The organism is Streptomyces sp. NPDC058812 (assembly GCF_042744565.1).
Classification (GTDB): Bacteria; Actinomycetota; Actinomycetes; order Streptomycetales; family Streptomycetaceae; genus Streptomyces; species Streptomyces thinghirensis.
This window is the reverse complement of record NZ_JBHYOB010000002.1, coordinates 576,195-590,092: the sequence shown is the minus strand read 5'-3', so window position 1 is coordinate 590,092 and position 13,898 is coordinate 576,195. Positions and strand designations below refer to the sequence as shown.

General features: G+C 74.1%; 10 protein-coding genes and 3 pseudogenes. 10 read left to right on the top strand and 3 right to left on the bottom strand.

The features are described 5' to 3' along the window. Window positions 1-4: 4 nt before the first annotated feature. The gene (locus tag ACFW48_RS06740) at window positions 5-1,678 is read right to left on the bottom strand and encodes an FAD-binding dehydrogenase (RefSeq protein ID WP_386311045.1); all 1,674 of its coding nucleotides are present in this window, start codon (window positions 1,676-1,678) and stop codon (window positions 5-7) included. A gap of 35 nt (window positions 1,679-1,713) precedes the next feature. Continuing rightward, window positions 1,714-2,310, bottom strand: a complete 597-nt coding sequence (locus ACFW48_RS06735; RefSeq protein WP_386311044.1) for a TetR/AcrR family transcriptional regulator — start codon at window positions 2,308-2,310, stop codon at window positions 1,714-1,716. A 146-nt stretch (window positions 2,311-2,456) separates the two neighbouring features. Between ACFW48_RS06735 and ACFW48_RS06730 the strand changes: the two genes are divergently transcribed. The 3 genes from ACFW48_RS06730 to ACFW48_RS06720 all read left to right on the top strand — a co-directional run bounded on the left by ACFW48_RS06730 (window position 2,457) and on the right by ACFW48_RS06720 (window position 5,150). Continuing rightward, window positions 2,457-3,086: an alpha-ketoglutarate-dependent dioxygenase AlkB gene (locus ACFW48_RS06730; protein ID WP_386311042.1), complete on the top strand. Its 630-nt coding sequence runs from the start codon at window positions 2,457-2,459 to the stop codon at window positions 3,084-3,086. Between the two features lie 75 nt (window positions 3,087-3,161). Then, on the top strand, window positions 3,162-3,908 hold the full coding sequence (locus tag ACFW48_RS06725) for an MBL fold metallo-hydrolase (RefSeq protein ID WP_386311041.1): 747 nt from the start codon (window positions 3,162-3,164) through the stop codon (window positions 3,906-3,908). A 9-nt stretch (window positions 3,909-3,917) separates the two neighbouring features. Next, on the top strand, window positions 3,918-5,150 hold the full coding sequence (locus tag ACFW48_RS06720; protein WP_386311040.1) for a DUF4032 domain-containing protein: 1,233 nt from the start codon (window positions 3,918-3,920) through the stop codon (window positions 5,148-5,150). A 16-nt stretch (window positions 5,151-5,166) separates the two neighbouring features. Here ACFW48_RS06720 and ACFW48_RS06715 read toward each other — a convergent pair whose 3' ends face one another. Further along, entirely contained in the window at window positions 5,167-6,042 is an 876-nt protein-coding gene (locus tag ACFW48_RS06715; protein ID WP_386311038.1) for a universal stress protein, read from the bottom strand. Between the two features lie 211 nt (window positions 6,043-6,253). Between ACFW48_RS06715 and ACFW48_RS06710 the strand changes: the two are divergent. The 7 genes and pseudogenes from ACFW48_RS06710 to ACFW48_RS06680 form a co-directional block, all read left to right on the top strand. After that, window positions 6,254-6,473, top strand: a pseudogene (locus ACFW48_RS06710) (fused response regulator/thioredoxin-disulfide reductase); the annotation flags it as partial. 10 nt (window positions 6,474-6,483) lie between these two features. Further along, a pseudogene (locus ACFW48_RS06705) lies at window positions 6,484-6,639 on the top strand (ATP-binding protein); the annotation flags it as partial. A gap of 2 nt (window positions 6,640-6,641) precedes the next feature. Next, window positions 6,642-6,995 (top strand): UBP-type zinc finger domain-containing protein, encoded by a 354-nt coding sequence (locus tag ACFW48_RS06700; protein ID WP_386311037.1) that lies wholly within the window; start codon window positions 6,642-6,644, stop codon window positions 6,993-6,995. A gap of 361 nt (window positions 6,996-7,356) precedes the next feature. Next, entirely contained in the window at window positions 7,357-10,335 is a 2,979-nt protein-coding gene (locus ACFW48_RS06695; RefSeq protein WP_386311036.1) for an AAA family ATPase, read from the top strand. A gap of 85 nt (window positions 10,336-10,420) precedes the next feature. Beyond that, window positions 10,421-11,740: a CAP domain-containing protein gene (locus ACFW48_RS06690; RefSeq protein ID WP_386311034.1), complete on the top strand. Its 1,320-nt coding sequence runs from the start codon at window positions 10,421-10,423 to the stop codon at window positions 11,738-11,740. Between the two features lie 58 nt (window positions 11,741-11,798). Further along, window positions 11,799-12,476, top strand: coding sequence for an AIM24 family protein (locus tag ACFW48_RS06685; RefSeq protein WP_386311032.1), 678 nt, complete (start codon window positions 11,799-11,801; stop codon window positions 12,474-12,476). A gap of 185 nt (window positions 12,477-12,661) precedes the next feature. Further along, window positions 12,662-13,681: pseudogene (locus tag ACFW48_RS06680) on the top strand (tetratricopeptide repeat protein); the annotation flags it as partial. Window positions 13,682-13,898 lie beyond the last annotated feature (217 nt).

Genomic DNA, 13,898 nt, shown 5'->3' with positions numbered 1-13,898 from the left:
TCGCTCAGCCGGCCTGCCGCGCCGCGGCCCGGCCCGCCGCCCGCCCGGAGAACAGGCAACCGCCGAGGAAGGTGCCCTCCAGCGCGTTGTAGCCGTGCACCCCGCCGCCGCCGAAGCCGGCCACCTCACCGGCCGCGTACAGGCCCTCGACGGGTGTGCCGTCGGCGCCGAGGGCGCGGGAGTCGAGGTCGGTCTGGATGCCGCCGAGGGTCTTGCGCGTGAGGACGTGCAGCTTGACCCCGATCAGCGGGCCCGCCGCCGGGTCGAGGATGCGGTGCGGCGTGGCGACCCGGCCGAGTCGGTCGCCGATGTACCGGCGGGCGTTGCGGATGCCCTGGACCTGGGCGTCCTTGGCGTAGGGGTTGGCCATCTGGAGGTCGCGGGCCTCGATCTGGCGTCGGACCGCGGCGGCGTCCAGGAGCGGCTTGTCGGTCAGCCCGTTCATTCTGGCGACCAGTTGCTCCAGGTTCGGCGCGGACACGAAATCGGCGCCCTTGCGCAGGAAGGCGTCCACCGGGCCCGGCGCGCCCTTGCCGAGGACGCGTTCGCGCAGGAATCTGGCGCGGTCCTTGGCGGTGATGTCCGGGTTCTGCTCGGAGCCGGAGAGCGCGAACTCCTTCTCGATGATCTTCTGGGTGAGGATGAACCAGGAGTGGTCGTGGCCCGCGAGGTCCTCGGCCGTGCGCAGGTGCCGGAGGGTGCCGAGGGTGTCGTAGCCGGGCAGGCAGGGCTCGGGCAGGCGGCGGCCGAGGGCGTCGAACCACATCGAGGACGGTCCGGGCAGGATGCGGATGCCGTGGCCGGGCCAGATCGGGTCCCAGTTGCGCACGCCCTCGGTGTAGTGCCACATCCGGTCGCGGTTGACCAGGCGTGCGCCCGCCGCGGCGCTGATGCCGAGCATCCGCCCGTCGACGTAGGCGGGGACGCCGGTGACCATCTCGGCGGGCGCGGTGCCGAGCCGCTCGGGCCAGTGGCGGCGGACGATGTCGTGGTCGGCGCCGATGCCTCCGGAGGTGACGATCACGGCCTGGGCGGTGAGTTCGAACTCGCCGATGGCGTCGCGGCTGGAGGCGACGCCGCGGGGCGCGTGGTCCTCGGCCAGTACCGTGCCGCGCACGCCGCGCGCGGTGCCGTCCTCGACGACCAGGTGGTCGACGCGATGGCGGTGGTGGAGGGTGAGGAGTCCGTCGCGCACGGCCTGCTTGGCGTAGTTCACGAACGGCTCGACGACGCCCGTGCCGGTGCCCCAGGCGATGTGGAAGCGGGGCACGGAATTGCCGTGCCCGCCGGCACTGAGGTCGCCGCGCTCGGCCCAGCCGACGGTGGGCAGGAAGCTGATGCCGTGTCCGGCGAGCCAGGACCGCTTCTCCCCCGCCGCCCACTCGACGTACGCCCGGGCCCAGCGCACCGCCCAGGAGTCCTCGTCCTCCGTCCGGTCGAAGCCCGCGCTGCCCTGCCAGTCGTTCCAGGCCAGGTCGAAGGAGTCCTTGACGCCGAGGCGGCGCTGCTCGGGGGAATCCACGAGGAAGAGGCCGCCGAAGGACCAGAAGGCCTGTCCGCCGAGGTTCGCCGCGTTCTCCTGGTCGACGAGGGCGACCCTCCTGCCCCGGCTGGTCAGCTCGTGGGCCGCGACCAGGCCCGCCAGGCCCGCTCCGACCACGATGACGTCGGCATCCATGGCGACCGTCCCTTCCTGTTCCGTGTCATGGGGGTTCAAGTGGTGCTTCCGCTCTCGGTGAGCAGGGCGGTGAGCAGCTGTCCCAGCCAGGCGCGGGCGTGCTCGACGTCCCGGTCCAGGAGCAGTTGGGTGGTGACTCCGTCGTACGCGGCGACCACGGCGTGCGCGGCGCCGTCGGCGTCGCCCAGCACGGCGGGCAGGGACGAGTGCCCGCGCGCACCGGCGAGCCGGTCGGCGATCGCGCGTCTGAGCCGTGCCCGGTGCTCCAGCAGAGTCCGCGCCACGGCCGGGTCGCGGGCGGCATGCACCAGGAAGTCCGTCTTCACCAGGAGCCAGTCCCGGTCCAGGAGGAGCACCTCGGTGACGCGGTCCACGGCGGCGGGGACGTCCAGGTCCGGACCGTCCAGCGCGAGGGCGCCGGACACCTGCTCCGCGATCAGGTCGGCCCGTTCGCGGTAGAGGGCGAAGAACAACTCGTCGAGGCTGTCGAAGTTCGAGTAGAAGGCGCCCCGGCTGTATCCGGCGGCCTCGCAGACCTCCTCGATCGACACCCGGCCGAACCCCTTGGCGCCGAACACCGCGAAGGCCGCGTCCAGGAGGTTCGCGCGGGTGCGCGCGCGGCGCCTGGTCACGCGTCCGGCCGTCGCCCTCACCACCGTCTCCGGACCTCCTCCGTTCGATTCGTGAATGTATCGGATACACCGGCGTATCCGAAGACGTGTGACACGGCGCGCGACCCACATAGAACACATTTTCGAATGAGGAGTACGCTGGCGCCATGACCACGCACCTCCAGGGATCGCTCTTCGACCAGACGGACGAGGCCCGGCTCGGCCCGCTCGCCGGGCTGCACCGCACCCACCTGGGCTCCGGGGCCTGGATCGACCTGCTCCCCGGGTGGCTCTGCGGCGCCGACGCGCTGTTCGAGCGGCTGGCCACCGACGTCCCGTGGCGCGCGGAGCAGCGGGCCATGTACGACCAGGTGGTCGACGTACCCCGCCTGCTCGCGTTCTACGGCGCGGGCGACCCGCTGCCGCACCCGCTGCTGACCGAGGCGCGCGACGCGCTGTCCGCGCACTACGCCCAAGAGCTGGGCGAGCCGTTCACCACCGCCGGCCTGTGCCACTACCGCGACGGCCGGGACAGCGTCGCCTGGCACGGCGACCGGATCGGAAGGGGCGCGCGCCAGGACACGATGGTCGCCATCCTCTCCGTCGGCGCGCCCCGCGACCTGCTGCTGCGCCCGGCGGGCGGGGGCGGTGACACGGTGCGCCGGCCGCTGGGCCACGGCGACCTGATCGTGATGGGCGGCTCCTGCCAGCGCACCTGGGAGCACTGCGTCCCCAAGACCACCCGCGCGGCGGGCCCACGCATCAGCGTCCAGTTCCGCCCGCACGGCGTGCGCTGAGGCCGGGCGGCCTTCCGCGTGCCGGGTCTGGTTGGCTGTCCTGTCGGGCAACCACCCGGAAGGCGGGAGACCACCATGCGCGCGGACGTGCGGCAAGTCGCCGACGACACCTACCTGGTGCACGGCGGCAACACCAACTGGGTCCTGCTCACCGACGGCGATGCGGTGACCCTGGTCGACACCGGCTACCCCGGCGACCGGCAGCGCCTGCTCGGCTCCCTGGCCGCCGTCGGGAGCTCGCCCGAGGCGGTCGAGGCCGTGCTGATCACCCACGCGCACAACGACCACCTGGGCTCGGCCGAGTACCTGCGCACCGCCCACGGCACCCCGGTGCTCCTCCACGAGGCCGAAGTGCCCCACGTCCGGCGGGACTTCCTCCAGCAGGTGTCGGTCGGCACGGTCCTCGGCAACGCCTGGCGGCCGGGCGTACTGCGCTGGGCGGTGCACGTGCTCCGCTCCGGCGGCACCGAACAGCACCCGGTGACCGCGCCGGAGCCCTTCCCGACCGACGGCGCCCTGGACCTTCCCGGCCGGCCCGTGCCGGTGCACACCCCCGGACACACCGACGGGCACTGCGCCTACCACCTCCCCGACGCCGGCGTGGTGATCTCCGGCGACGCGCTGGTGAGCGGGCACGCCACCTCCCGGCTCACGGGACCGCAGCTGCTGCCCGGCATGTTCCACCACGACCGGGCACGCACCGTGGCCTCCCTCGACGTCCTGGCGAGGCTGGACGGCGACGTCCTGCTGCCCGGGCACGGCCCCGTCCACCGCGGCCCCGTGAAGGAAGCCGCGCGACAGGCCCGGGAACGGGCGCTCTAGAGTCGGGGCATGGCCTTGCAGATCAGCGCCACCAATCCGGAGCACCCCGCGCTCCTGCTCGAACTGCCGTGGCAGACGCCGCTGGAGGAGTGGCCCGAGGAGTACCTCGTGCCGCTGCCCCGCGGTATCTCCCGGCACGTCGTCCGCTACGCCCGGGCCGGGGACGAGGTGATCGCCGTCAAGGAACTGGCCGAACGGCCCGCGCTGCGCGAGTACCAGCTGCTGCGCGACCTGGACCGGCTCGCCATCCCCGCGGTGGACGCGCTGGCCGTGGTCACCGGCCGCACCGGCACCGCCGGCGAGGCGCTGGAGCCGGTGCTGATCACCCGGCACCTCGGCGGCTCGCTGCCGTACCGGTCGATGTTCGAGACGACACTGCGCCCGGCGACCATGCACCGTCTGATGGACGCCCTGGCCGTGCTGCTGGTCCGGCTGCACCTGGCCGGGTTCGCCTGGGGCGACTGCTCGCTGTCCAACACACTCTTCCGGCGCGACGCGGGCGCCTACGCCGCGTACCTGGTGGACGCCGAGACCGGGGAGCTGCATCCTCGGCTCAGCTCCGGGCAGCGCGACTACGACCTCGACCTCGCCCGGGTGAACATCAGCGGTGAGCTGCTGGACCTGGAGGCGTCGGGGGCTCTCCACCCCTCCGTCGACCCGATCGACTTCGGCATGGAGATCTGCGCCCGCTACCGGAGCCTGTGGCAGGAGCTGACCCGCACCTCCGTCTATCCGGCGGGCAAGTACCACTACATCGAGCGCCGGATCCGGCGGCTCAACGATCTCGGCTTCGACGTGGCCGAGATGCAGATCGAGCACGCGTCCAACGGCGACACGGTCACCTTCGTCCCCAAGGTCGTCGACGCGGGCCACCACCAGCGCCAGCTGTTGCGGCTGACGGGCCTGGACGCCGAGGAGAACCAGGCCAGGCGGCTGCTCAACGACCTGGAGAGCTGGATGGCCACCCAGGACGACTACGCCCCGGGCGACCCCCTCGGTGCCCGCCCGGAGGTCCTCGCCCACCGCTGGGTGCGCGAGGTCTTCCGGCCCACCGTGCGGGCGGTGCCGGTGGAGCTGCGCGGCGCGATGGACCCGGCCGAGATCTACCACGAGCTGCTGGAGCACCGCTGGTACCTGTCCGAGCGGGCCCAGCACGACATCGGCCTCGACACGGCCGTCGCCGACTACATCGAGAACATCCTGCCCAAGGCCCGGGAGACCTTGCAGCCCACGGCGGACTGAGCGGTGTACCGGCCCGTCACGTGTGCGGGACCACCGCCACCGGGCAGTCCGCGTGGTGCAGCACGCCGTGCGCCACCGAGCCGATCCGGGCGCCGACGGCCGTACGGCGGGCGCGGCGGCCGACGACCACCAGCTGGGCGCCCGCGGCCACCGACAGCAGCACCTGCCCCGCGCTGCCCATCTCCACGTGCTCGATCACCGGGACGTCGGGGTAGCGCTCGCGCCACGGTCCGAGCGCCTCGCCGAGCGCCTTCCTCTCGTACTGCTCCAGGCCCCCGGCCTCGTCGGCGAGCCGCATCGAGCCCGGACTGTAGGTGAACACCGTCGGCAGGGCCCAGGCCCGGACGGCACGCACGGTGGCACCGCGGGCGGCGGCCGCCTCGAAGGCGAAGCCGATCACGTCGGCACTGTCCTCCGGCTCCCCCTGCTGCCCCACGACGACCTCGCGGCCGGCGGCCCCGGTCGCGGCCTCCTCCCCGGCGCGTACCAGGACGACGGGCCGGTTCGCCTCGGCGATCACCTGCTGGCCCACGGAGCCGAGCAGGAAGCCGACGACCGCCCCGTGGCCGCGCGAGCCGAGCACCAGCGTCTCGGCGTCGGCCGCGGCGGCGAGCAGTACGGCGACGGCGTCGTCGGCCTCGCGGACCTCGGTGGACACCGTGAGGTCCGGGTACCGCTCGGTGACGGTGCGGACCGACTCGGCGACCGAGTCCCGCCCCCACCGCTCCTGCGCGTCCCGGTCCCCCGCGTCGGCCGCGTCCAGCGCCTGGAACCGCCAGGCGTGCACGACGTGCAGCGGTGTTCCGCGGCGGTCCGCCTCCCTCGCGGCCCAGGCCAGCGCGGCCAGGCTCTCCTCCGAACCGTCGACCCCTGCCGTGATCGGGCGCGTCATGCGGGTCCCTCCCTGTGTCGCGGTCACGTCCATGGGGCCAGTCTTCCCTACGCTCCCTCATGATCTCGGAGTGGGCGTCCGCGTGCTGCGCCCCCGGGGCGGCGTTCGACTCTCCGAGCGGTGCCCGGCGATCGAACATACGATGGGCGGCGGGCCGGTGCGGTGACGGGGACGCCGTGCCGTGAACCCGGCCGCTCGACGTGGGGGACGCATGGCACAGGCCGACGGGGCGACGCGGACCCGTCATCATGACCGTGGACGACGATCCGGGGGTCTCCCGCGCCGTCGCCCGTGACCTGCGGCGCTACGGCGCCACGTACCGGATCGTGCGCGCGGAGTCCGGCGAGTCGGCTCTGGAGGCGCTGCGCGAACCGAAGCTGCGCGGCGACCTGGTGGCCGTGATCCTCGCCGACTACGGCTCGCCGCGGATCGTACGGTTCTTTGGGCGAGGGCACCGGGCTCGGTCTGGACATCTCCTGGCGGATCGTGGTCAACAAGCACCACGGCACGCTCCAGGTGGAGTCCGTACCGGGTGACACCCGCTTCCAGGTGCTCCTGCCGCTCACCGCCGCCGAATCCGATCCGACCGAGGAGCCGGCATGGCCAGTGACACCGGAATCGACCCCACCGCCTTGCCCAGCGGCACCGGCTGCGCCGAGTGCGACGCGGTGGGGGGCTGGTGGTTCCATCTGCGGCGCTGTGCGAGCTGCGGCCACGTCGGCTGCTGCGACAGCTCGCCCGGACAGCACGCGACCGGTCATTACCGGTCCACCGGGCATCCGGTGGTGCAGAGCTTCGAACCGGGCGGGGACTGGTACTGGGACTACGCGACCAACGAGGTGCGGCAGTCCGGGCCGGGACCCGCCCCGCCGGGCAGCCGTCCCGAGGACCAGCCCTCTCCCGGGCCGGCGGGGCGGGTCCCGGCGGACTCGGCGCGGACGCTGAGGCGCTGAGGCGCTGAGGCGCTGAGGCGCTGAGGCGCTGAGCACGGTGGCCGGTCCGGCGCCGCCGTTGGGCGGCGCGGCGTCTCGGCTCGGCGGCGCGTCCCGGCGACGCGGCCCCAGGGCCCTCGTCCAACGGCTCGGTCCGGCGCCCCCGTTCAGCGCGCGGCCCGGCGTCTCGACGGACACGCCTGGGCCTCTCGACGGCGCGGCTCGGCAGCGCGGTCCCGGGGTCCCGTCCAGCGGCTCGGGCGGGCGGCGCCGTCCGGTGCGCGGCCCGACGGCGTGATCCGACGACGCGGTCCGATGGTGCGGTCCGGCGTCGCCGCTCGGTGCCCTTGACCGCGCTCGGCTGTCGGAGCCGCGTGCCAGGATGGGCATCGTGCAGCAGACCTCTTTCACCAGCCCGCTCGTCGGCCGCGAGGCCGAACTCGCGCGTCTCACCGGCGTACTGGAGCGCGCCCGCTCCGGTGAGGCCCGCGCCGTGCTGATCGCCGGGGACGCCGGGGTCGGCAAGACCCGGACCCTGGACGAGGTCGCCGGGCGGGCCGCCTCGGCCGGGACGATCGTCCTCACCGGGCACTGCGTCGACCTGGGCGACGTGGGCCTGCCGTATCTGCCGTTCACCGAGATCCTCGGTGTACTGGCCGCCGACGAGCGGTTCACCGCCGTGCTGGCCGCGCATCCGGTCGCCGACCGGCTGCTCGGCGGCGGTCCGGACGACGGGGGTGACGGGGGCGCCACCACGCGGTCGCGGCTGCGGCTGTTCGAGGGCGTGGCCGCCCTGCTGACCGAGCTGGCGGACATCGCCCCGCTGCTGCTGGTCCTGGAGGACCTGCACTGGGCCGACCAGTCCTCCCGTGACCTGCTGCGGTTCCTGCTCAGCCGGGGAGTCCCGCAGCGGCCGGCGGGCGGGGCGCCCGGTGGGCGGCTCGCGGTGTTCGCCTCGTACCGGGCGGACGACCTGCACCGCCGCCACCCGTTGCGGCCCCTGCTGGCCGAGCTGGTACGGCTGCCCGCCGTGGAGCGGCTGGAACTGCGGCCCCTGCCCGACGCCGACGTGGCGCGGCTGGTGCGCTCCCTGCGCGACCTGCCGCTGCCGGACACCACCGTGCACCGGATCGTCGAACGCGCCGAGGGCAACGCCTTCTACGCCGAGGAGCTGGTCGCGGCCACGGACACGCCCGCCGGGGGTGTGCCCAGCGGCCTGGCCGACGTCCTGCTCATCCGCTTCGAGCAGCTGTCCGAGACCGCCCAGCAGGTGCTGCGCACCGCCGCGGTCGCCGGGCGCCGCGTGGGACACGACCTGCTGCGGGACGCCGTCGGGCTGCCCGAGGAGGAGCTGGAGTCGGCGCTGCGCGAGGCGGTGGAGCGTCAGTTGCTCGTCTCCGGCGACGGGGACGCCTACTCCTTCCGGCACGCCCTCGCGCGGGAGGCCGTCTACGCCGACCTGCTCCCGGGGGAACGAGCCCGGCTGCACGGCGCGTTCGCCCGGCTGCTCGCCGCGCGGGACCGCCGGTCCGACAGCGCGGCCGAGCGCGCCCACCACTACCGCGAGAGCCACGACCTGCCCGAGGCGCTCGCCGCGTCCCTGGAGGCCGCCGACCACGCGCAGCGCGTCGGCGCGCCCGCCGAGGAGCTGCGGCACGTCGAGACGGCCCTCGACCTGTGGTCGGCGGTCGACGCCTCGGCACGGCCCGCCGGGCCCGACGCCGTGACGCTCACGCTGCGCGCCTCGGCGGCCGCCGCGCACGCCGGGGAGCTGCACCGCGCGGTCTCCCTCACCCGGTCCGCGCTGGCCGGCCTCGGCCAGGACGCCGACCTGGAGCTCGCCGCCCGCGTCCGCTACACGCTCGCCGGGAACCTGCTGAGCGTCGACAACCTGTCGGCCGCGTTCGCCCACAGCAGCGAGGCGCTCGGCCTGATCCCCGCCGAGCCGCCGTCGTCCACGTGGGTGTGGGCCGCGGCGACGCACGTCATGGCGGCCCGCCAGGTCGGGGAGAACGAGACGGCGCTGCGGGTGGCGCGCCGGGCCCTGCGGGTCGCGGAGGACCTGGGGGTCACCGACGCCCGCGCCGACCTCCTGATCTCCCTCACCAGTCTCGAAGGCGGCAACCGGAGTACTCCGCAGGGCCGCAAGCGGCTGCTGGAGGCGCGGGAGCTGGCGCGGCGGGCGGGCAACGCGCCGGTGGAGATGCGCGCGTTGTTCAACCTCGCCATCGGCTGTTTCGAGTCCGGTGACCTGGACGAGTGCCTGCCCTGGGCGGCGGAGGGACTGGACCGGGCCCGCCGCTCCGGGCTGCTGTCCTCGCCGTATCCGCGGGAGATGCGGTATCTGCGGCTGCTGGTGCAGTACACGCTGGGCCACTGGGACGAGTGCGTGCGCGGGGCGGCGGACACCGCCGGCGTGCTGCCCGCCGCAGGCGGTCACGCCATCGGGCCCGGTCTGTACGTGGCGCTGGCGCGCGGTGACTCCGGGGCCGCGGAACGCGCGCTCGCCATGCTGGAGGGACCGTTCGACTGGATGGGCACGCTGGTCGCCGGCATCGTGCTGACCGACGCCGCCGCGCTGCGCGGGGACGCCGAGGAGGCGGTGCGGTGGGCGCGGTCCACCGTCGAGGCACTCTCCGACGACGCGATCCCGCGGCCGGCCGTGACCGTCAGGCTCACCGCCCTGGCGCTGTCCGCGGTCGCGGACACCGTCGTCGACCTGCGCCGGGCCGGCGACGGGGCGGGGGTCCGCCGCTGGACGGACACCGCGGCGGAGCTGCTGGAGTGGGCCCGGTCGTCCGCCGGTCAGGGGGAGGACGACAGACCCCAGGGACCGGAGGGTCAGGCATGGCTGGCGCGTGCGGAGGCGGAGGGCATCCGGATCGCCGGGTCCGGGCCCGACCCGGCGTCCTGGGAGAAGGCGGTGGCCGGCTTCGCGTACGGCGACGCCTACGAACGCGCGCGGTGCCGGCTGCGGCTGGCGGAGTCCCTGCTGGCGGCCGACCGCCGCGAGGAGGCGGCCGCCGAGGCCGACACCGTGCGCCGGGAAGCCGACCGGCTCGGCGCCACGCTGCTGCGCGAGCGGCTGAACGACCTGGTCCGCCGCGGCCGGCTGACGGACGCGGCGCCCGCCGGCGACCGTGCGTCGGTGCTCACCGCCCGTGAGCGGGACGTGCTGCGGCTCCTCGCCCTCGGCCGCAGCAACCGCCAGATCGGCGAGGAGTTGTTCATCAGCGCCAAGACGGCGAGCGTCCACGTCTCCAACATCCTGGCCAAGCTGGCGGCGGCGAGCCGCACGGAGGCGGTGGCGATCGCCTACCGGCAGGGCCTGATCACTCCGGAACCGACGACTTCGACCTGACCTCCGCGGGAACCCCCGGTGTCCGGCGGACGTTGACCCGGCACCGACACCCCTACCGGAGCGGGAACACGACACAGGCGGCACGATGAGTGATTTGGTCCCCGGGGGCAACGTCCCCCTGCCGGGCGGCCCCGTGAGCGTGCGGGTGCCCGGCGCCTTCGACGTGTCGGCGCTCGTGACGGACGACGGCGGCAAGGTGGGCGGTGACGGCGACTTCGTCTTCTACAACCAGCCGGAGGCACCCGGCGCCCGGTTGCGGGACGACACGCTCACCGTCGACCCCTCACGGCTGCGCCCCGGTGCCACCCGGGTGACGGTGGCGGTGAGCCCCTCGGTCCCCGGGGCCGCCCTGGGTGTCCTCCCCTCCCCCACGCTCCACGTCAGCGACGCACGCGGCCGGGCACTGACCCGGTTCACGCCGCCGCGCCCCCGGCAGGAGACCGTACTGCTGCTCGCGGAGTTCTACCGGCGCGGCGAGGTCTGGAAGCTGCGGGCTCTGGGGCAGGGGTATGCCGACGGACTCGCCGGTCTCGCCCGGGACTTCGGGGTGGAGGTCATCGACGACGCCCCGGCGCCCGACGACCGGGCACCGACCGCGCCCCGCGTCACCTCCGCACCACCTCACGCCGACACCGACGGCTTTCTGGGCCTGGTCAACTCCGCCCGGACCGCCGCCGGTTCCGGCCCCGTCGCCGCCGACGCACGCCTGGTCTCCGCGGCCCGGGCCCACGCCGCCGCCATGGCCGCCGCGGGCACGCTGAGCGTCGAGACCCGGGACGGCGTCTCCGTCCACCAGCGCGTCGTCTCCGCCGGGTACGCCTATCTCACCGTCGGCGAGCACCTGGTCTCCGGCCCGCGCACCCCCGCCGAGTTCGTCGCGTACTGCCTGCGCACCGAGCGGACCCGGCGCACGCTGCACGGCGCCGCCTTCACGAACACCGGTTGGGCGTACGTCACCGGCGGGCCCTCGGGCGACACGTACTGGACCGCTCTGTGGGCCGCACCGTTCACCCCGGACGGCCTGGTCCGTACGACGGCCGAGGTCGTCGAGCTCACCAACCGGGAGCGGATCAGGGCGGGCCTGCCCACCCTGGCCGTCGACGCCCGGCTGGCCCACGCGGCCCAGGCGCACAGCGCGGACATGGTCGCCCGCGACTTCTATTCGCACACCGACCCGGACGGCGGCAAGCCCTGGGACCGGGCCGCCGCCGCGGGCGCCACTCGGCGCACGGTCGGCGAGAACATAGCCTGTGGCCAGCGTTCCCCCGCCGACGTGGTGGAGGGCTGGATGAACAGCCCCGGACACCGCGCCAACATCCTCAAGACCGACTTCACCCACATCGGCATCGGCCTCGCCGGCGGCGGCCGGGCGGGTACGTACTGGACCCAGCTCTTCGGTGGCTGAACACGTCTCCTGGCGCACGATCTTGGCGGAACGAGACACTCCGGGCCAGGATGCCCGTATGAAGGGTGACCTCTTTTCCAGCGAGCACATGGTGCAGCCCGCCACGGCGCCGGGCATGACCGTCGAGAATTCCAAGTGCATCCGCTACACGGTGAACGGCGACATGCTGGCCCGGCAGGGTGCGATGGTCGCCTACCGCGGCAACCTCCAGTTCGAGCGCAAGGGCCAGGGCGTGGGCGGCATGCTCAAGCGCGCGGTCACCGGGGAGGGGCTGCCCCTGATGGCGGTGCGCGGACAGGGCGAGGCCTGGTTCGCGCACGAGGCGCAGAACTGCTTCATCGTCGAGGTGGAGCCCGGCGACGAGTTCACGGTCAACGGCCGCAACGTCCTGTGTTTCGACTCCTCGTTGTCGTACCGCATCGCCACGGTCAAGGGCGCGGGCATCACCGGCGGCGGGCTGTTCAACAGCGTCTTCACGGGACACGGCAGGCTGGGGCTGGTGTGCGACGGCAGCCCGCTGGTCATTCCGGTCTCGCCCCAGTACCCGGTCTACGTCGACACCGACGCGATCGTCGGCTGGTCCGCCGGGCTGTCGACCTCCCTGCACCGTTCGCAGTCCATCGGCTCGATGCTGCGCGGCGGTTCCGGCGAGGCCGTGCAGCTGCATCTCCAGGGCCAGGGCTACGTCGTCGTACGGCCGAGTGAGGTGACGCCGCAGAAGACGCAGCAGCACTGAGGCAACCCGGTCCGCTCCGTCGACGTCTTGATCGGCAACAGGTGACGCCGCCCTGGTCGCCCCACGTGGCCAGGGCCGGTTTTCGACGCACTATACACAGCGCGTATACATGAAGTGCATAGAAGTGCGACCGAGCGCTCGCCCACGATGTACGCGCGCCTGTGCGTATGGACCGAAAGGAATCCATGTACGGCAAGGCATTCGCCCCGGAGTACCAGGGCGCCCTCACCGCCCTCTCCGTCAACTCGTCACTGACCGATGTCCTGGCCGCCGGCGCGGAGCAGTTGGCGGCGGCCGAGCGTGCGGGACGGCACGGCGAGGCGGCGCGCTCCGGGCTCGCGGTGGCCGAGGCCCAGCGCCGGCTGGGCCGGGTCGGGGAGGCCGACCGGGCGTGGAAGGCGAGTTACCGGGCGGCCCGCAAAGCCGGGGACACCGCGGCGATGGCCTGGGCGCTGTGGAGCGGCGGGACGCTGGCCCGGCAGCGCGGTGCACTCCGGCTGGCCCGGCGGCTGCTCGGGCTCGCGGCCGATCTCGGCGAACGCGGCGGCGACGTCGTCGTCCGCGGCTACTCGCTGGCGGGCCTGGCCGAGACCGGACGGATCCAGGGTGACTACGAGGCCGTCGGGCGGCTGCACGAGCAGTTGCTGGCCGAGGCGCGGCGGCGGGGCGAGGCACGGCACACCGTGTGGGCGCTGGAGGGCATCGCACAGATGCACCGCAACACCGGCGCGTACGACAGCGCGTACGCCCTGTTCGAGGAGGCGGCGGGGATCGCCGCACGGGCCGAGGACCGGCGCGGCCACGCCTGGGCGCTGCGTGGACTGGCCGACGTCGTCTCGGTGCGCGACGGCGACACCGGGCGGGCACTGGACCTGCTCACCGAGGCGGAGACGGGCTGCCGGGCGATGAAGCTGTCCGGCGCGCTGGCCTACAACCACAAGATGCGCGGCAACGTCCTGTACCGCGCCGGGCGTTACGCCGAGGCCCGCGATCTCTACGAGCAGGCCCTCGCGGAGTTCCGTGCCATGGGCGAGCCGCGCGGGGAGGCCCTCTCCCGGCTGGGCCTGGCCAAGTCGCTGGCCCGGCTGGGCCGCGACCGCACCGAGACGGCCGCCGAACTGGCCGAGCTCGCCGGAGTCCTGGAGAGGATCGGCCTGATGCACGCCCGGAAGATGGTGGAGCGGGCACAGGAGGAGTTCGGCCTGGCGGACGCGCGGGCCGACGCGGATGCGCAGGCCGACACGATGGAGCAGGCCGGCACGATGGAGCGGGCCGGCACGATGGAGCAGACCGGCACGATGGAGCAGACCGGCACGGGCGCGCAGGCCAACGCGGGCACGCAGGCCGACGCAGGCACGCAGGCCCACGCGACGGAGCAAGCCCACGCGGGCACGCAGGCCCACGCGGCGGAACAGGCACACG